The organism is Desulfogranum mediterraneum DSM 13871 (assembly GCF_000429965.1).
In the GTDB taxonomy this organism is placed as follows: Bacteria; Desulfobacterota; Desulfobulbia; order Desulfobulbales; family Desulfobulbaceae; genus Desulfogranum; species Desulfogranum mediterraneum.
In genome coordinates this window covers 47,276-65,441 of the sequence record NZ_KE387006.1, presented here as the reverse complement: position 1 = coordinate 65,441, position 18,166 = coordinate 47,276, and the positions used below count along the sequence as shown (strand labels likewise).

General features: G+C 57.1%; 15 protein-coding genes. 3 read left to right on the top strand and 12 right to left on the bottom strand.

Annotated elements, in window-relative coordinates; translation table 11 throughout:
* Positions 1-125: 125 nt before the first annotated feature.
* Positions 126-806, bottom strand: a complete 681-nt coding sequence (locus tag G494_RS0118410; protein ID WP_028585699.1) for a zinc ribbon domain-containing protein — start codon at positions 804-806, stop codon at positions 126-128.
* Positions 807-852: 46 nt separating this feature from the next.
* Positions 853-2,031, bottom strand: coding sequence for a type IV pilus twitching motility protein PilT (locus G494_RS0118405; protein WP_028585698.1), 1,179 nt, complete (start codon positions 2,029-2,031; stop codon positions 853-855).
* Positions 2,032-2,332: 301 nt separating this feature from the next.
* Between G494_RS0118405 and ilvD the strand changes: the two genes are divergently transcribed.
* Positions 2,333-4,162 (top strand): dihydroxy-acid dehydratase, encoded by a 1,830-nt coding sequence (gene ilvD, locus G494_RS0118395; protein ID WP_028585696.1) that lies wholly within the window; start codon positions 2,333-2,335, stop codon positions 4,160-4,162.
* A 172-nt stretch (positions 4,163-4,334) separates the two neighbouring features.
* Here the strand turns inward: ilvD and G494_RS0118385 are convergent, their stop codons facing one another.
* The 3 genes from G494_RS0118385 to G494_RS0118375 form a co-directional block, all read right to left on the bottom strand.
* Positions 4,335-5,237: an AEC family transporter gene (locus G494_RS0118385; RefSeq protein WP_028585695.1), complete on the bottom strand. Its 903-nt coding sequence runs from the start codon at positions 5,235-5,237 to the stop codon at positions 4,335-4,337.
* A gap of 298 nt (positions 5,238-5,535) precedes the next feature.
* Complete coding sequence (locus G494_RS0118380) at positions 5,536-5,958, bottom strand: hypothetical protein (RefSeq protein WP_028585694.1); 423 nt, start codon at positions 5,956-5,958, stop codon at positions 5,536-5,538.
* Between the two features lie 49 nt (positions 5,959-6,007).
* Complete coding sequence (locus G494_RS0118375) at positions 6,008-6,466, bottom strand: hypothetical protein (RefSeq protein ID WP_028585693.1); 459 nt, start codon at positions 6,464-6,466, stop codon at positions 6,008-6,010.
* A 1,064-nt stretch (positions 6,467-7,530) separates the two neighbouring features.
* Here G494_RS0118375 and G494_RS0118365 point away from each other — a divergent pair.
* Together G494_RS0118365 and G494_RS25800 are read left to right on the top strand one after the other, a co-directional pair.
* Positions 7,531-9,261: a methyl-accepting chemotaxis protein gene (locus G494_RS0118365; RefSeq protein ID WP_028585692.1), complete on the top strand. Its 1,731-nt coding sequence runs from the start codon at positions 7,531-7,533 to the stop codon at positions 9,259-9,261.
* Positions 9,262-9,322: 61 nt separating this feature from the next.
* Positions 9,323-12,373 carry a cache domain-containing protein gene (locus tag G494_RS25800; RefSeq protein ID WP_051305860.1) on the top strand — a complete coding sequence of 1,017 codons (3,051 nt, stop codon included), beginning with the start codon at positions 9,323-9,325 and terminating at the stop codon, positions 12,371-12,373.
* 65 nt (positions 12,374-12,438) lie between these two features.
* On the opposite strand, the gene G494_RS27990 is transcribed toward G494_RS25800, so the two are convergent.
* The 7 genes from G494_RS27990 to G494_RS0118330 form a co-directional block, all read right to left on the bottom strand.
* Complete coding sequence (locus G494_RS27990) at positions 12,439-12,564, bottom strand: hypothetical protein (RefSeq protein ID WP_269746620.1); 126 nt, start codon at positions 12,562-12,564, stop codon at positions 12,439-12,441.
* A gap of 41 nt (positions 12,565-12,605) precedes the next feature.
* The gene (locus G494_RS0118355) at positions 12,606-14,393 is read right to left on the bottom strand and encodes a PAS domain-containing protein (protein WP_161630018.1); all 1,788 of its coding nucleotides are present in this window, start codon (positions 14,391-14,393) and stop codon (positions 12,606-12,608) included.
* A gap of 562 nt (positions 14,394-14,955) precedes the next feature.
* A complete protein-coding gene (locus G494_RS0118350; protein ID WP_028585690.1) occupies positions 14,956-15,345 on the bottom strand; it encodes a hypothetical protein in 390 nt (129 codons plus the stop codon).
* Positions 15,342-15,476, bottom strand: a complete 135-nt coding sequence (locus G494_RS27985) for a hypothetical protein (protein WP_269746619.1) — start codon at positions 15,474-15,476, stop codon at positions 15,342-15,344. Before G494_RS27985 ends, G494_RS0118350 begins: the two co-directional genes overlap by 4 nt.
* Positions 15,476-16,273: a hypothetical protein gene (locus G494_RS0118340; RefSeq protein WP_028585689.1), complete on the bottom strand. Its 798-nt coding sequence runs from the start codon at positions 16,271-16,273 to the stop codon at positions 15,476-15,478. Before G494_RS0118340 ends, G494_RS27985 begins: the two co-directional genes overlap by 1 nt.
* Before the next feature lie 26 nt (positions 16,274-16,299).
* Entirely contained in the window at positions 16,300-17,166 is an 867-nt protein-coding gene (locus G494_RS0118335) for a hypothetical protein (protein ID WP_028585688.1), read from the bottom strand.
* A gap of 346 nt (positions 17,167-17,512) precedes the next feature.
* On the bottom strand, positions 17,513-18,154 hold the full coding sequence (locus G494_RS0118330; protein ID WP_028585687.1) for a class I SAM-dependent methyltransferase: 642 nt from the start codon (positions 18,152-18,154) through the stop codon (positions 17,513-17,515).
* Between the last annotated feature and the right edge of the window lie 12 nt (positions 18,155-18,166).

Genomic DNA, 18,166 nt, shown 5'->3' with positions numbered 1-18,166 from the left:
CCCGATGAGGCCCGGTTTCCCGCTGTTTCGGCCCTCCCCCTTTTTCGGAAAAAGGGGTGAAGGCGGCAGCACGGGGCGTAGGCCTCACGGCCGCCTCACGATTGCAATAGGGGCGCTGTTTGGGGCTAGCGTTTGCCAAAGGCGTTGAGTTCTTCCATCATCGGGCCAAAGAGCTCTTCATAGTCGGGGATGGCCTTGCGGAGCACCAGGTCCAGGTGGTTGAGATCCGCGGTGTTCACCGTCAGGTTGGCGCTGAGCGCCAGGGCCTCCAGGTTGTAGAGGGTGTGGAGCGAGGGGCTGATGAGGATATAAAAGATATAGCGCCGCCGCTCCATGGGCAGCTGACAGAGGTAGTTGTGGATGGTGGCCTCTGCCAGGGGGACCCCCTCTTCCTCCAGGTGGGCCACACAGGCAAAGTTGACAAAGCGCATCCGTTCGATGGCCTCATCTGCGCCGGTCACGGCCACGACCTGGTAGCCGACCGATTCCAGGGCCTCCTGGATCTGGTCCCGCTGTGGGGATGGCGGGGCCTGGATCAGGGCCATGGGAACATCCTCAACCTTTTCTTCCTGTTGGAAGGCCCCGCTGGCCAGCCAATCCAGATCCGGGGGAGCCGGGGGGACGACCCCGGAGGGTTCGGCCTCGCTGCTGCCGCTCTTGGCCAGCTTGATGGACTGTTGGCAGTGGGGACACTTGAGCTTGAGCACCTTGCCCTGGTCCAGGCTAGAGAGGGCCTGCTCAATCTTGGCGCTCTGCTCCGGGCTGAAGCGGAGCTGCTCCTGACAGTGGGGACATTGTTTGATCATCTTGCTTTCCTTGCTGGATTGACTATGGGGTCTGCATCCGGCGGGCTCAGGACCAGCCGCTGAACTCGTCCTCTGGCGGCTTCTCCATGTGCAGCTCGTTGATATCCGAGGTCCGTTCACCCCGAGAGGACTTGATGGTGTCCAGTCCCCGTTTGATCTCGCTACGGTGGGAGGAGTAGGAGAGGGCGGATTCCTCGGTGATCATTCCGGATTCAAACAGCTCCAGCAGGTGCTGGTCAAAGGTGCGCATGTTGCGGGTGGAGCCCTCCCGGACCACGCTGTAGAAGGTCTTGTCTTCGGTCTCACCGTTGATGATCAGGTCCTTGATGCGCAGGCTGGTGCAGAGGATCTCCAGGGCCGCGATCCGGCCGCCGTTGATCCTGGGCAGCAGCCGCTGACTGACCACCCAGCGGATGGTATCGGCCAGGCGGTTGCGGATCTGGGGTTGTTCATCCTGCTCAAACATACCCAGGATACGGTTGATGGTCTGACCTGTGTCAATGGTATGGAGGGTGGAGAAGACCACGTGGCCGGTCTCTGCCGCGGTCAGGGCGATTTCCAGGGTCTCCCGGTCGCGGATCTCACCGACCAGGATGACCTTGGGCGCCTGGCGCAGGGCCGCCCGCAAGCCGTTGGCAAAGGAGTTGAAGTCATCTCCCTGTTCCCGTTGGTTAAAGGTGGCCACCTTATGGGGGTGGACATACTCGATGGGGTCCTCCAGGGTGACGATATGGACCGGTCGGGTCTCGTTGATCCGGTTGAGGATGGCGGCCATGGAGGTGGTCTTGCCGGTGCCGGTGGCCCCGGTGAAGAGGATCAGGCCGTTGACCTCCTGGCTCATCAGGTTAAAGGACTCGGGAAACTGAAAGCCGTTGATGGTGGGGATGGTGGTTTCCAGCTTTCGGAGCACCGTGGAGAGGTAGCCGCGCTGGGAAAAGATGTTGACCCTGAAGCGGACCTTGTCGTCCAGGGAGTAGGAGAGGTCGCAGGACCCCTTGGTGACCAGGTCGCGGAGCAGTCGTTTGTTGCCGCCGATGAGGTTGAGGGCAAAAACTTCGGATTGGAAGGGGGTCAGCCGCGGCACCGGGGGAGAGACCTCCACCGGGACCAGCTTGCCGTCACTCTCCACCTGGAGGCTCTTGCCCACGGTGATGTTGAGGTCTGAAACCCGCTCATGCTTCTTGAGCATGGCCGTGATCCAGTAGTTAATCTCCTGTTGTTTCATAAGATCTACCAGTATAAAATTGACAAAGGTACCTAATAAGGTACTATCGCGGACGAGCCGTAAAATACAAGGAAAAAAGAGAATAAAGGGGATGCCTCCCGGAGGAGCCCCCTCTGTTCCTGGACAGCAGGTTGACAGGGCTCTGTCCCTCCAGGGCGCTCGCGCCCAGGGGGACGATTGGGAGGAGGTGGGTCTGCCTCCCAGGTTCATTCAATTATTCAAGAGTATTATCGTGGCCAGTCCGCCTCCTGAGATCGGGTCGGGAAGGTGGGCATGACCAGCGTTTTCAGGGAGAAGAAAAATGGCGATTCCATTACGGAGTGCAGAGACAACCAGTGGCAGGAAGATGGCAGGGGCACGGGCCCTCTGGCGGGCAAACGGCATGCAGGAGGAACAGTTCGGCAAGCCGGTGATTGCGGTGGTCAACTCCTTTACCCAGTTTGTCCCCGGCCATGTTCACCTCCATGCCATCGGTCAGCAGGTCAAGAAGATCATCGAGGCTCAGGGTTGTTTTGCGGCCGAGTTCAACACCATTGCCATCGACGACGGCATTGCCATGGGCCATGACGGCATGCTCTACTCCCTGCCCTCACGGGAACTGATCGCCGATTCGGTGGAGTACATGTGCAATGCCCACAAGGTGGATGCTATGGTCTGCATCTCCAACTGTGACAAGATCACCCCCGGGATGCTGATGGCGGCCATGCGGCTCAACATCCCGGCTATCTTTGTCTCCGGCGGTCCCATGGAGGCCGGCAAGGTAGGGGATAAGGCCCTGGACCTGGTGGATGCCATGGTCATGGCCGCAGACAGTACGGTCAGCGACGAGGAGGTGGAAGAGGTGGAGCGCTCGGCCTGTCCCACCTGCGGCTCCTGCTCCGGGATGTTCACCGCCAACTCCATGAACTGCCTCAACGAGGCCCTGGGGTTGGCCTTGCCAGGCAACGGCACCCTGGTCGCCACCCATGCCGCCCGGCTGGACCTCTTTGCCCGGGCCGGGGAGCAGATCGTGGAGATGTGCCGGCTCTGGTATGAGCAGGAGGATGAGCGGGTACTGCCCCGTTCCATTGCCTCCAGGGCAGCCTTCAACAATGCCATGGCCCTGGATATCGCCATGGGCGGTTCCACCAACACCGTGCTGCACCTCCTGGCCATTGCCCACGAGGCCGGGGTGGAGTACGGGATGGAGGATATCGATGCCCTCTCGGGCAAGGTACCCAACCTCTCCAAGGTGGCGCCCAACTCCCACTATCATATCGAAGATGTCAACCGGGCCGGCGGCATCATGGGCATCCTCGGAGAACTGGATCGCGGTGGCCTGATCGATACCACGGTCTCCCGGGCCGACGGGCTCAGCCTGGCCGAGGCCCTGGCCCAATATGACATCATGCGACCCACGGTGAGCGAGGAGGCCCGCAGCCTCTACCTGAGCGCCCCGGGCGGAGGCCGTAACCTGGTGATGGGTTCCCAGAACGAGATGTATGCAGAGCTGGATACGGATCGGGCCGGGGGCTGTATCCGCGACCTGGCCCATGCCTACTCCCAGGATGGCGGCCTGGCCGTGCTCTACGGTAACATCGCCCTCAACGGCTCTATCGTCAAGACCGCAGGGGTGGATCCCTCCATCCTCCACTTCCAGGGTGCGGCCAGGGTCTTTCAGTCCCAGGATGCGGCCTGCGAGGGAATCCTCGGTGGTTCCATTAAGGCAGGCGACGTGGTCTTCATCCTCTACGAGGGACCCAGGGGCGGGCCCGGGATGCAGGAGATGCTCTATCCCACCTCCTACCTGAAGTCCCAGCACCTGGGCGCGGCCTGTGCCCTGGTGACCGACGGCCGTTTTTCCGGCGGTACCTCCGGGCTCTCCATCGGCCATGTCTCGCCTGAGGCGGCCGGCGGCGGCGCCATTGCCCTGGTACGTGACGGGGATGGGGTGGATATCAATATTCCCAAACGTTCCCTCAATCTGCTCGTCGATGAGGCGGAACTGGAGGCCCGTCGCCGGGAGGAGGAGGCCCGCGGAGATAAGGCCTATACCCCGGAGCGGGAGCGCACCGTCTCCACGGCGCTCAAGGTCTATGCCCGCTTTGCCGCCTCGGCTGACAGGGGGGCGGTGCGGATCGTGCCCGAATAAGGCGAGACCAATATCCCCATGGTCGAGCGCCATGGGGAGCACCCGGCAGGGGCTGTTTTGTCAGGAGCAGCCCCTGTTTTTTTTTGGTGGGGGCGGTTTGGAGCCGGGATCCTGTCGGCTCGGCCCTGCCGGATGCCGGCGCCGGTCAGAGTGGCTTTGCCCGGGCGAGCAGCTAGATCAGCAGCTGATAGAGGAGCGGCAGGGTGGCAAAGCTGAGCAGGATACCTATGCCGACCAGGGCGGCGGTCAGGGCCGGGGAGAGGCCGGCCAGGATCGCCAGGGCCCCGGCAGAGACCATGGGCGGCATGCCGGCCTCAAAGACCGCCACCTGGACCACCTCCCCCTCGAGTCCGAGACCCTTGCAGAAGCCCAGGGCCACCAGGGGAGCAAGGACCAGCTTGATGCAGAGACCGATGCTGAGCTGTCCGATGAGTGTCCGGTTCAGTCGGGGGGTGAGTTGAAAGCCCACGGCAATCAAGACCAGGGGGATCAGGGTGGCGGCCAGGGTCTCGAGCAGGCTGAGGGCCATGGCTGGCAAGGGAAAGGGGCGAAGGAGAGAGGCCAGGATCAGGGCGATAAAGGGCGGAAAGGTACACACCTTCTTGATGACCCCGGTCACGCTGGGTTGGGTTTCGCCGCTGCCGTAGAAGGCCAGCACCAGCGAGCCGTAGGTGGCTAGGGCCAGGAACGAGCCCAGCTGATCGTAGAGCAGGGCATAGGGGATGGCGTGATCCCCAAAAAAGGCCTGGACCATGGGGATCCCCAGAAACGAGGTGTTGCCCAGGGGGATTAAGAGCAGCAGGCATCCTGTGGTACTCCGGTCCCAGCGGAGCAACCTGGCCAGCAGCAGGATCAGGGCTGCAGAGAGGAGCAGCATGGCCCAGGGGACCACGGCCAGGGCCAGCAGACTCCTGGAGAAGAGCAGCTCCGGGATCTTGAGCAGGATCAGGGCCGGCAGCGAGATATAGATCACAAAGAGGTTGAGGACATTCCCGCTCTCCTCGGGAAAGAGCGGGAGCCGTTTCAGGCCCATGCCGATCAGGAGCATGGTGAGGGTCAGAACAAAGTTTTCCATGGCAGGGAAGGGGCCGAAGCCGCTGTGGTCCTAGGTATGAAAGGATCGGTATTCCAGGTTTACGGGACAGGGAAGGCGTGTTCTTCCCTGTCCCTGCCGAGCGCTCGGCAGGGACAGGCTTTAAGTGGAACGCTCTGAGTTCTCTGACTTGGGACTGCTCTTGAGGTGGCTCCTGCTGCTGTCTGACGAATCAGCTTGTACCGGCCAAGCAGAGCTGGGCGGTAAGCAGGCATATGGTTCCGACCCTGGATCCGCCGCCTCATGGGAGCGTCCGGCGGCGGGTGGGGGCGCAGCCAGCTCAGTGGCGGACCACATGGATGGATCCGCCGCCTCCCTGGTCCCAGGAGTAGGAACAGTCGTAGCTGACAGGGCTGGCGCTGGTCTGGGTGCAGTGGCCGCTCAGTCCGCCGCAGGTGGAACCCGGCGGGCTCTCTGCCCGGACATCAAAGGCCTTGCCCTCGGCGTCGATATTGGTGATGCTGCCGTTGGCAGCGATGATGAATCCCTGGATCTGGGCGCTGCAGCCGTCACTGATGGTGAAGCTGGAGATGGAACCGCTGTTATGGTCGCCGCGGCAGGAGGTATCAACATAGGAACCGCTGTAGGTACCGGAGATCAGGTTGCAGGAACCAAGCACCTCGTCGGTGGTGACCGTGCCGTCGCTGCAGCCGCTGATGAACAGACAGGCAAGAGCCGCGGCACATGATATGAGATTTTTCATTCCTCTCCTTGGACTGATGGTTGCTGGTGATTGCTGGGGGGGGCGATTGTCAACGGATGGTAAAATGGTCCTTATCCAGGAGCACACCGTTGAGGTGGACGCGGTAGGTCCAGGTGCCGTAGAGTTCGTCACCATAACGAACCCCGGTCAAGATTTGAGAAACATAGCCTCTTCTCGGTAACTTTACCGCATAAACCTTTTGAAAGACCCCATGGGCCGAGTCGGTGGTAAAGGCGTCAACGGTCTGGCCCAGGACCCTGCCGGTGGGAGCGACCCAGTCGATGGCCAGGGCATGCTCCGTTTGCTCAAAGCGGTCACAGTAGAGATAAAAGTAGATCACCTCATCCGGGGCAAAGCTGTTTTGCCTTACTGCGCGTTGGGGAGTGGCATAGAGCGTGCTCAGGCACTGGTCGGTCCGGGCTGGGGTGGGCGTCATCAGCAGGGCCACGATCCCTATGACGGAGGGCATCAAGACAGGGAAACGGGCGGTAATGGCAGCTAAAGGCATGGTCTGTCAACGCTCAGGCCTGTCTCGTCCATGGTCACGGCAGCAAGGGAGGAGAGGCGGGGGAAAGAGTTGTTGTTAAGGGTACAGCTTTCATGACAGCATATCGGTGCTGAATTTGTCAAGGGCGAGATTCTTTTTTTAAACCACCTTTAGCTCCTTGGCAGCCCAGAAGCTCTCATCCTGCAGAGGGGTATCTGTCTGAGGCTCCGCTTTTGTTCAGGGCTTTTCGGACAGCTTTCGCCAGTTCCTGCCGGGTTGCAGGTTTTCTCTGGAATGTGCTGATCCCCAATGCGTCGATGGTTTTTTCATCGATGAGCTCGCTGAAACCGCTGCAGAGAATGATAGGCATATCCGGCTGGGTTTTTTTTGGCTCGAGCCAGCTCTGCTCCAGTCATATTCGGCATGGTCTGGTCTGTGATGATCAGATCTTGAGGAGTGCCATCTCGAAAGCGACCTTCCCCTCTTGCATGGCCCTGCCCGTGCAGCTGCAGACTACTCTTTCTCTACAACAGCTGTTCTCTCCTGCCGGTCCGCAGGGCAACTCTTTTCCCTGGGCAGGCCAGCCCTGACCGATGCTTCTTTTTCTTATTTTAGCTCAGCCTGCTGGTCTGAGCTCTTTTTTTGATCCTGCACTCTCCCTTTGCCGCCAGAGCCTGCTTCTTTTCATTCAATATCAGCTAGCTCAGTTTTTTGTACAAGGGCAATTCGTTCCGGGTCGCTCCCTGTCCTGTTTAAAGGGGGTGTCGATAACTCAGCCTTTAGGGCAGGGTGAAAGCTTGTCTCTCGGACCTGGTAGCGGTGTCGAACGAGCCCGGGGCAGGGCTGGGTGGATGAGTTGTATGCCTTGCTGCCAGGTATCGTATCGGTATCTTGGAGTAACACCCTGTGGTACGGTATGTTTACCCGGCAAATAATAGGTAGACATACCTGTTCCTGTTTGTGGTCAGCCTGCTTTGTGCTTAAATAGAAGTAGAGGTGGAGGTGGGCTTGGATGGGGTATCTCGGCTGAAGCAGGTTTTTTTTAGGATCCTGTTGCGAGCCGAGCAAGGCTTGGAGGAGGTCGCATGTTGACCGGGATGAGTGTTAAGTTGCGGATGCTGTTGATTCTCTTGGGAGTCATAACCCTTTTTGCGGTTATGACTTTTTTTATTCTCAACATCTCCGGCCAGATTCGGGATCTTGGTCTGGGCAAGACCGGAGAGGTGATGATGGCGGAGCAGAGGGCAAAGATCAAGGTGGCGAGTCATGCCATGGCCCTGGCAGTGAAGCAGGCCATCGATAAGGCCGGATATACAGCAGCCGAGGACAAGATCGCCCTGATCCGTACCATGCTGGATCCCATCCGCTTTGAAGAGGATGGGTCCGGCTATTTTTTTGTCTACCAGCAGACGACCAATGTGGCTTTTCCCGTGAAAAAGGCCAGTCAGGGCAAAGATCTTGGCAGTGTGCAGGACAAGAACGGGGTCGCTGTGATCAGGGAGTTGAGGGCAAAGGCCGAGGCAGGTGGGGGTTTTGTCAACTATATCTGGCCCAAGCCGGGAAGCGGTGACACCCCTAAGCTCAGCTATGCAGAGATGATCCCCGGCCTTGACATGTGGATCGGCACCGGTGTCTATGTCGACAATATCGAGCGGGCCACGGCCTCCCTTCAGGGAGATATGGAGCAGCTCTCCCGGAGGGTGATTGTCCGGATGCTGCTGGTGGCAGGGACGATCTGTCTGCTCATCGTTGTCCTGACGCTTGTCATTGTCATCGGCATCAGCTCCGGACTCAAGCAGCTGATTGTCAGTTTCAGGGAGGTTGCAGAGGGTGAGGGTGATCTGACCCGGCGCATTGTGGTGCGTTCCAGGGATGAACTCGGTGAATTGGCCCAACTGTTCAACACCTTTCTGGAACGACTTCAGGAGATGGTGACACGGATCGCGGCAAATAGCGCCCAGGTGAACGGCTCTGCAGACCAGCTTACTGGGATCTCCAGAGATTTAAGCGGGCAGGCAGAGGAAACGGCACAGGTTGCCAACAATGTCGCTGCCGGCTCCGAACAGATGGCCACGAATCTCTCAGCTGTTGCCGCTGCCATGGAGGAGTCCTCAACCAACACCTCCATGGTCGCCGCCGCTTCCGAGGAGATGACCTCAACCATCATCGGAATAGCGGCAAATGCAGAGCAGGCGGACACGATTTCCACCAAGGCGGTGGCGCAGGCCCAGGAAGCTGCAGAGAAGATGGCAGAGCTCGGCAGTGCGGCCCTTGCCATCGGTAAGGTTACCGAGGCCATTACCGAGATATCTGAACAGACCAATCTGCTGGCCCTCAATGCAACCATTGAGGCCGCCAGGGCAGGAGAGGCAGGCAAGGGTTTTGCCGTGGTTGCCAATGAGATCAAGGAACTGGCCAAGCAGACATCAGAGGCGACCCTGAATATCAAGGGACAGATTGAGAGGATGCAGGCCACCACCAGGGCCTCCATTGACGAAATAGAGCAGATCTCCGCTGTCATCAACCAGGTCAGCTCCATTGTCGCCACTATCAGCACCGCCGTGGATGAGCAGAGTGCGGCAACCAACGAAATCGCCAGCAACATCGCCCAGGCATCCCTGGGTCTGCAGGAGGTGAACGAGAACGTGGGCCAGAGTTCAACCGTTTCCGGAGAAATCACGGTTGATATTACCAAGGTGAGCAGTGCCGCAGGCAATATTAAGCAGTCAAGTATGGAGCTCAGTGAGCGGGCCGAACAGCTGTTGTCCATGGCAACAGAGCTGCAGTCCATCATCGGCACCTTTAAAATTAAGTGAGCAGCAGCTCTTCTTTTATGGCTGAACTGTTGAGGTTGAGACCTGTTAAGGTCGAGGGCTTATGAGCAGGCATCAATTCGTCGATTCCTTACGCTTTCGCTTTATTACGTCCTTTTTTTGGGCCCTGCTGCCCATCTTGATCCTCACCGGAGTCGGGGTGGAGCTCTTGCTGGTACCGGCATTTGAACGACAGGCCAAGCAGGAGCTTACCAACGCCACCCGGGTGTTGACCAATTCCATTCGTGCCGGTGCCTCGGTGGCCATCAGAAACCACCTGAAGGGTATCGCTGAAAAAAATCTTGATATAGCCAGTCATTACCTGGCCCTGGCAGAACAGGGCCTTGTGAGTCGAGCGGAAGCCGTCACCAGGCTGCGAACCATTCTGCTCAGTCAGCAGATTGGTTCCTCTGGCTATATCTACTGCCTCAACTCCAGCGGCATTCTTGATGTTCATCCGAAAGAGGGCCTGGAGGGCAGCGATATCTCTCGCCACCCCTTTGTCCGGGAACAACTGCGGCTTAAGGAAGGCTACCTTGAATATGACTGGAAAAATCCAGGAGAGTCATCTTCCCGGCAAAAGGCTCTCTATATGGTCTATTTCCAACCTCTGGACTGGATAATTTCGGTCTCCAGTTATCGGGCCGAGTTCAATGAGCTGCTCAGCGTGGAAGATTTCCGGGGTGCGGTTTCGGCGCTGCGTTTCGGCGAGAGCGGTTATGCCTATGTCATGGACCGCAGCGGTGATTTACTCATCCATCCGCAGCTTGATAATTACAATATCCTGCTGCAGAGGGATCTTCCCTCCGGCTTTGCCTCGACCATGCTCTCCACAGGCGCCGGCAGTATAGAGTATGAGTGGCGCAATCCGGCTGATAAGGAAACACGCAAAAAAATAGCAGCCTATGAGAGTATCCCTGACTATGGCTGGCTGGTGGTCTCCTCGGCCTATCTCCAGGAGATCCTTAATCCGGTAAAGGCGGTCCGGATAATCGCCTACCTTGCCGCCCTGCTCATGTTTATCAGTGCAGCTGCGGCAAGTTATTATCTCAGCGGACGGCTGAGTAATCCCATCGATGCCATGATGGAGCAGTTGGATCAAAACGCACGTCTGGGAACCCATGATCCTTTACCGATCTATGCTCAAGATGAGCTTGGCCGGCTTGCCGGGGAATTTAACAGCTTTCTTCTCTTGATAGAGCGTCAGAACAGGGAGCTGAAAAAAGAACGGCAGCGATACCTCAATCTTTTTGAAACCAGTCCTGATGCCATCTTTTTTCTCAAAGGAGAGACCATCATTGACTGTAACCCCTCAACCCTTGTTCTGTTTGGAGGCGATAGGGAGCATATTGTCGGTAAGACCATTGCTGCGCTCTCCCCCCCTGCACAGGCCGACGGCACAGATTCCGGCCAACTGGCTGAAGTGCGGATAAGGAAGGCAGCTGAGATCAGCCTCCAGACCTTTGAATGGATTCATCAGACTCTGGACGGCAGAACCTTTGATGCCGAGGTCAGGCTCAAATATTTCGGAGAAGGGGATGAGAGGAGGGAAGTCGTCGCCTTTGTGCGAGATATGAGCAGGCAGAAACGGGTCTTGGAAGAGTTGCAGAAGAGTGAATGTCAATATCGACAGCTCATCGAAAATGCCCATGATGCCATCTTTATTGTTCAAGGGGAGCGAATCATCTTCGCCAATCAGCAGACCGAAGAGCTTACTGGCTTCACCTGCGAGGAGCTGGGGACCTTTTCCTATCAAAATATCATTCACCCGGATGATCGGTCCATGGTGGCCAGGCGATATCTCAAAAGAGTGAAAGGCGATCAGGATATACCTCCAACCTATACCTTCAGGATCTGTAACAAGGATAACAGCGAGCGGACGGTTCAGCTGAGTGCTGTCGTGATTGAATGGCAGGGAGAGCCGGCAAGCCTCAGCTTTGTCCGCGACATCACCGAACAGAAGAAGCTTGAAGCGGCCCTGGTTCAGGCCCAGAAAATGGACGCCATCGCCACCTTGGCAGGTGGTATAGCCCATGATTTCAATAACCTGCTTGTCGGGATTCAAGGACGTATTTCGATGATGTCTGCCAGGCTGGACGCAACGCACCGCAACCAGGAGCATTTTAAGGCCATTGAGGAGTATATTCGAAGCGCAACAGATCTCACCAGTCAGATGCTTGGGATCACCCGGGGGGGGAAATATGATCCCAAGCCTGTCGATCTCAGAGAGTTGGTTGCCCAGACGGCATCAATGTTCGGGAGAACCAAGAAAGAGATCAGGATAGTGTCTACAGCCAATCCCACCCCGGTGGTGGTGGATGGGGACAAACGTCAGATAGAGCAGGTTCTGCTCAACATCTACGTGAACGCCTGGCAGGCTATGCCAGGCGGAGGTGAACTCCATCTACAGACAAGCGCGGCAGAGCTGAGCCGTGAACTGTGCAGCTTGCATGGGATAGAAGCCGGAACATATGCGCATATCTCCATTCGTGACACCGGCATGGGAATGGATGAGGCAACGTGTCAGAGGATATTTGACCCCTTCTTTACCACCAAGGAGATGGGGCGCGGTACAGGTCTTGGGCTTGCCTCGGCCTTTGGGATTGTAAAAAATCACGGAGGAATGATCAGGGTCAAGAGTCAACCTGGTCAGGGCACCACCTTCAGCGTCTATCTGCCCATCTCCGGGAGAGAGGCGGCCACAGAGAGTTTTCAGGAGGCAGAGCCTGTCCAGGGCAAAGAGACGGTTTTACTGGTCGATGATGAGGCGGTCATTATTGAGGTGGGGCGCGAGATGCTCAAGACCTTGGGCTACCGGGTACTGGTTGCAGAGAGTGGCAGGGCGGCATTGGCTGCCATCGCCGAATCCGGAAGCAACATTGATCTGGTGATCCTTGATATGATCATGCCGGAGATGAACGGGGAAACTCTTTTTTACAGGATTCGGGATATCTTTCCGCAGATGCCGATTATCGTCTCAAGCGGTTACGCCCTCAGTGAACAGGCGGTGGGCTTGATGAAACAGGGCTGCAATGGCTTCATGCAGAAACCATATAATTTGAGCACCCTCTCCCAAAATGTGCGTTCCGTGCTGGACGCTGTGCGGGCTGAATAGTAACTGCCTCGTAACTGCCGGATCAACCGTAGCTCATCCACCAGGAGCGAGCTGGTGCTGATTCTTCAGAGTACCCTATGGGCCACGGTCGCTTTTGTCAGGGCCAGGGTCTCAAGGATATGGGGCAGAGAACTGTAGGGATCGATTTCATCGCCCCTGGCTGTTCCAATCAGACTGTATTGTCCTTGCATGGAGAAAAGAGCAGCCTTCCCCCTGGTCGTTGCTGACCATCTTAATGATTTTTTTTGTCACCGTTGTTTTGGGTAAAATCAGGATATAATTTTTTTACACAATCAGGGCAGATACCATGGGTGAACTCTGCCTCTGTGTGATTTTTAATATATGACTCAATTTGATTCCAGTATCCGCCGTCATCCCTGATCTTTTTGCAGGAGGCACATATGGGCAGCACCCCACGTAAGGTGTTGATCTCCTCGAGTGCCTTTTGCAGTTTCGTTATTAATCCCTCCCGTTCTATCGCTGCCTGTTTCTGTTCGGTAATATCCCTTATGGCGACCACCCTTTGAGGCTGGCCTTTGTATGGGATGGTCTTGCCGTTGATCTCGGCCATGAAGGTTGATCCATCTTTTCTTAATCCGACGAGCTCGTAGGGTGATTCCGGCCTGGATGCAATCCTTTTCCTGACCTCATCTCTGGATTCAGGTGCCGACAGTTCCAGTAGGTTCCTGTTCGTAAGCTCCGGTCGGTCGTATCCAAACATGGCTGCAAATAATTGATTTGTCTCCAGTATTGATCCGTTGTCATGGATAACTATTCCTTCAAAAGAAGCCTCGGATAATGAGCGAAACCGTTGTTCGCTTTCAATAAGTGCGTTTTCTGCTGCTTCTTTTTTGTGCAGATCATGAATGGATCGTAGGTAAAGGAGTATTATGAGGGCTCCGAAGAGCGTTAAGGTGCTGAGGATGATTACGCTTGAGGACTTGAATAGAGGGTTGTAGATGTCGTTGGATATGCTTTGGGTGTTGTGGAAAAAGATCAAATCCCATCCTGGTAGTTTTTCAACTCTTTCCAGGTGAATGAAGTAACGGTTTTTCTCTGCGTCAATGGCGTGGTCTTCATCCTCTTGGGCCATGCCGATCCAACTCCATGGGCCAGGGCCGAACTGTTGGTTCTCTCGTAAGCTCTCTAAAACACCAGCTGCCGGTTTCCATAAAAGTTTATAGAGCAGGTCTTGGCGATTTGAGGAAAATACAAGTCCGTCCGGATTGGATAGGGCGATAATGTTGTTTTTGATGTCGCTACTCTCTATCTGCAGGAATTGTATTGATGTCTTTATGACCGCAACGCCCTGCAATATCTCTCTGTTCTTCCCGTAAACCGGTTGGCTGCAGTAGATTCCCCTTTCCTTGGAGGTGGCGCCCAGTGCAAGGTATACGTAGGGATTTCCCTGGATGGCCTCTTTGAAGTATGGGCGGAAGCTATAGTTTTTCCCCACAAAGTTTTCAGTAGAGTTTCTGTTTGAGGAGGCAATGGTATTCCCGTTCAGGTCCATCAGATAGCATACATCCGCATCAAGATTTTTTTTAAAGTAATCTAGGGTGGTGTTGGCAGTGATCAGTGCTTTTTGATTGTTGTTGAGGAATGCCTCCCGGATCAGGTCATGGTCGGCGAGGAGCTTGGCATCCTGCTGAAAGGCACTGATATGGCTGGGGAGGGTAATGCTTAAGCTGCTGATGTATTTGTTGGCCTTATCCTGTTCCAGGTGAACTGCATGCTTGAGGCTGGATGCAAAGTAGAAGTAGCCTATGAGTAGAGTTAAGAACAATATCAAAGAGGCAAAGAGAAGGATGGTCTTTCGTAGGTTCATGTTAGCAGTATATCCGGCCAGGTTGTCGTATTGATCAGATTGTTTGATCTTGAAGTTGAGCAAACAGTTTGAAAAATACTGCTCAAAGTGAAGAGGAGGCTTCGCGGTTGTAAGAGTGGCAAGCAAGCGTCCCCTTGAAATGAATCGCTCTGTGTATAGTATGATTTTATCGAAAATTTCTATGTAGATCAAACGATTTCGCTTCAGCTCAGACCGCCGGCAAGGGGCGCAGCTGGAGGCCATGGGGCCCCTATCCTGCACCGGGCTGTTTTCACTGTTGGCGTTGAGTGGCCTGATGTGTACAGGGTCGTGGGTGGTTAGCTGCAAGGCTCCAAGTCCAGTTTGATGGAGCTGAGCCGGAGCGGAGTTCTTGAATTTTGATGGCGAGAGCGGTTGGCGTCGGACCTTGCCGATCCCTCGACAGGAGGTGGCCCATGGGGATGGTCCATGGGCGGGAGAAGATGGGAGGGGCAGGAGGCAAGTACTGCCTGGTTTCTAAAAGAAAGGAGTGGCGCTGGACTCAGAACGGACGGCGCAATGATTCATCGTCCAGCTGTTCCCGCTCGGGAGCCAGATCATTAATGGGGGGCTCTCCGAATCTGCCAAGGCATGAGCTGCGGGGGCTCTTTGCTCTCAGTCACTCTTTTTTGGTGGTCATTGCTGCGCAGCCTGGAATCCGGCCTTGGAGGCGTGGATGAACCGTTCTTGGCTCTACATTACATCGTGGCGAGCAAACAAGGGGTCCACTTTAACGTTACTCTGCCACAAACTCTCTGCCCAGACTTAAGGTATACTCCTGCCTGCAGATCCGGGCGGCATCGGCTGCAGTGCTGCCGATGCGCACCCTGGGGCCGGCTGCGTAGCTGCCCCATGAGGATAGGGAAGTCATGACCAGGTAATGATTGCTCCGGCGGAGGGCTGCTCCCCGGGTGGCCGAGCAGGCGGCTACTGACTGTAAAAAATGGGGCAACTCCGCCATCCGCTGGGTCCGCCACTTCTGGGGGTGCTGCTGGTTGTCCACCAGGATGAACAGTGCCAGCCCGGCCAGCACCAAGGCCTGGAGCTGCGGTCCGGCTTGGTATCTGCTCAGGAGCTGATCCAGGGTGAGCAGCCACCAGGCCAGGTAGAAGTATTGAGAGATCAACAGATGGTTTGGTTGGAGGCGGCCGGGATGTACTTGGTGGAGATAAAGTAGATCACCAGATTGAGCAGGATGACAACAAAGAGGGCCGTGCTCAGGCGCAGGTAGGTGGGGTCCCGGCGGAGCAGTATCATCAGGCTGAGGACCAGCAGCAGCCCACCGTGGCCGAGGTGAGGGGCAGGCTATCCAGGAGAAAGACCTGGCCAAAGAGTCCCTGGAATAGTTCAAGGTAGCGTTGGGGGTCCAGCAGGGCCTCCTTCAGAGCCGTGGCCTGGGCCTGGACCGCGCTGTAATAGAGGAGGCCGTTGATGATGGTCCAGAGGTAGATGATGCGATTGGCCCGGTAGTAGCCCAGCAGCCAGAGGAGCAGGCTGAGCGGGATGGCCAGCACACTGTAGGGGCCGGCCCAGGTGCAGAGGGTGATCAGCCCCATGCGCAGGAGGTAGCCGCTGCTGTGCCGGGGCGGCGGGTAGAGCAGCCCGGACAGGGGCAGGGCCATCAGGGTGGCCACCACCGTGACCATGGCCACTGCCAGGTACAACCAGGGCTGGAGGGTTACCGCTGTCTTTCCCACCAGGTAGGCAAGGCTGTAGGTGATCAGGGCCGGATAGCCGTTGGGTTGGAGGAAGATCTTTGCGGGGTTGCCGTTTTCCTGGAAGAAGCGGCTGAAGTGTTTGCCGGCATCTTCTACGTACAGGGCCGGTACACTGAGGTTTTCCCAGGAGCGGAGCCAGACCGCAGCAACCAGCAGCAGGGTGGCGGAGAGCAGGAGGAGCGCGTTGCGACGAAAGAAATCCCCGGGCGGAGGCGCTGGGAGGGAAGGGGTGAGGTCCGCTGCCAGCCACCTCCGACCGAGTTCCAGCCAGCGGCTACGGAAGGGGGCCAGTCGCAGGAGGGCGACCCAGCCGCCCAGACCGATCAGCCAGACCATCAGCTTGAGCCGGCGGGCGGCGGTCGTTAGCAGGGCTGCACCCTTGCCAGGGGCAGGATGATCCAGGGGGGATGGGGATATTTTTTGGGGGAGATCTCCACCCCCTGGTCGCTGAAGCGGACCCCGGTTACCTCGGGATCGGGCAGGGAAATCAGGGGCTGGAGTTCCCTGCCGGTCCAGGTCTGGAGCGGGAAGTGGAAAAAGAGAAAGCTGGCCGTATAGCTGAGCCTGGAGATGGTCAGGGGAATGGCTCGGCCACCGAAGCGGATGTCCAGATCCTCTGGAGCACCATTGATGGCCAGGTCCACCTGCTTGCGGCTGGTACTGGGGAGCACGGGGGTGGGGTGATTACTGGCGTAATCGATGCGTCCCTTGTTGACCCGGAAGACCCCATACTCGTTGTTGAGGGGAATGCTCTCCACCTCCAGGTGCACTCCGTCAGGACTGAGCGGGCTTGTGGCCAGCAGCAGCCCGCTGACCAGGCCAAAGCCCAGGATCAGGAGAATGGTCTTTGTTCTCTGCCTCAGCTGAACCGGCAGGAGCAGGGCCACTGCGCTGAGGAGCAGCAGGGGGGAGAGGAGGGCTCTGGTGAGAGCGGAGTGGAGGAGATGACTGACAGGGAGCAGGGCCACCACCAGGAAGAAGACATCCAGTCGGGAGCGCGGGAAGAGGCGGTGGCCAAAGCGGTGATGGAGATGGCTGAGCAGACCAAACACCACGGCCGCCAGCAGACTCCCCAGGGGCCAGCGCCAGCAGATTTCCCTGAGGGCGTGGTGCTTGATAACCCAGTGCCCCTGGCTGATGCCCGCAAAAACGAGGCTGCAGCTCAGCAGTCGCGGCTCAAATAAGGCCACCTTGAAAAATTGCTTTTTCTTCCAATCTCGGCGTTGCACTCAAAATTTTATCCTCGGAATATCAAATATATGCCTGCGGTAAAATTTATCGCGCGCCTTGACCTTGATCGAAAAATCTCATTTTTCAAGGTACCCATAAATGACAGAGTGGAGACACTCTCCTCTGGTCTGACATCTTCAGCAACCCTCTCTGCAAAAGTTCTCTTGAAAAAAGGTAGCGCGTAGAAGGCCTTGGGCCTGGTCACCGGAGCCGAGGAGTTCGGAACCAGGCCATAGGGATGCGGGCCGTGTGCTGTAAGGCTATAAAATTGATATAAAAACCAGAAAAATTTAAAGACCTGTCTTGGGTCCAGGGGATGACCAGGGCAGCAAGAGACAAGCTTGGTTAGTGCTTTTGGAGAAAGAGTACATCTGGGCCGCTCCAGGAAAGCTCTGCCCCATACTCTTGGGCGATATGGTGGAAGGTGGGGCGGCAGTAGAAGCAGAGGTGAGTCAGGTCGCGGATATAGTGCCAGCCGCTAAAGGCTTGCCGGTCGATAACCAGTTTGGTCATGATGGCCAGCTGTCCCTGCGGCCGGAGCAGGCGAAAGAGGGTGGTAAATTCCCGGGCAGGGTGGTGGAAATGTTCCACCACCTCGGTGGCGCAGATAAAGTCGTACTCCTGTTGCAGGAGCCGGGGATCGTCTGCGTACCATGGGTCGTAGCGCTCCATGGCATAGCCCTGCTCCTCCAGCATCAGGGCCAGGGCCGGAGCAGGGCCGCAGCCGAAATCCAGCCCCTGTTGGCCGGGTGTGAGTCTTTTTAAAAGCGGTGCGGACAGCCGGGAGAGAAAGCGCCTGTACCCCGGGTCAAGGGGATTGTTCTCGTGGAGATCATAGGTGGCCTTCTCCTGAGTCGGCTGCAGCCAATAGTGTCGAGGAACAAAGACCAGCAGACAGGTGCTACAGCGCAGGTATGGACGCTGGCGATCCTCAAAAAAAGGCTGAACCCCCCTCGATCCACAGAGGGGGCAGGGGGTGGGCGGGATGAGCGTGGGGCT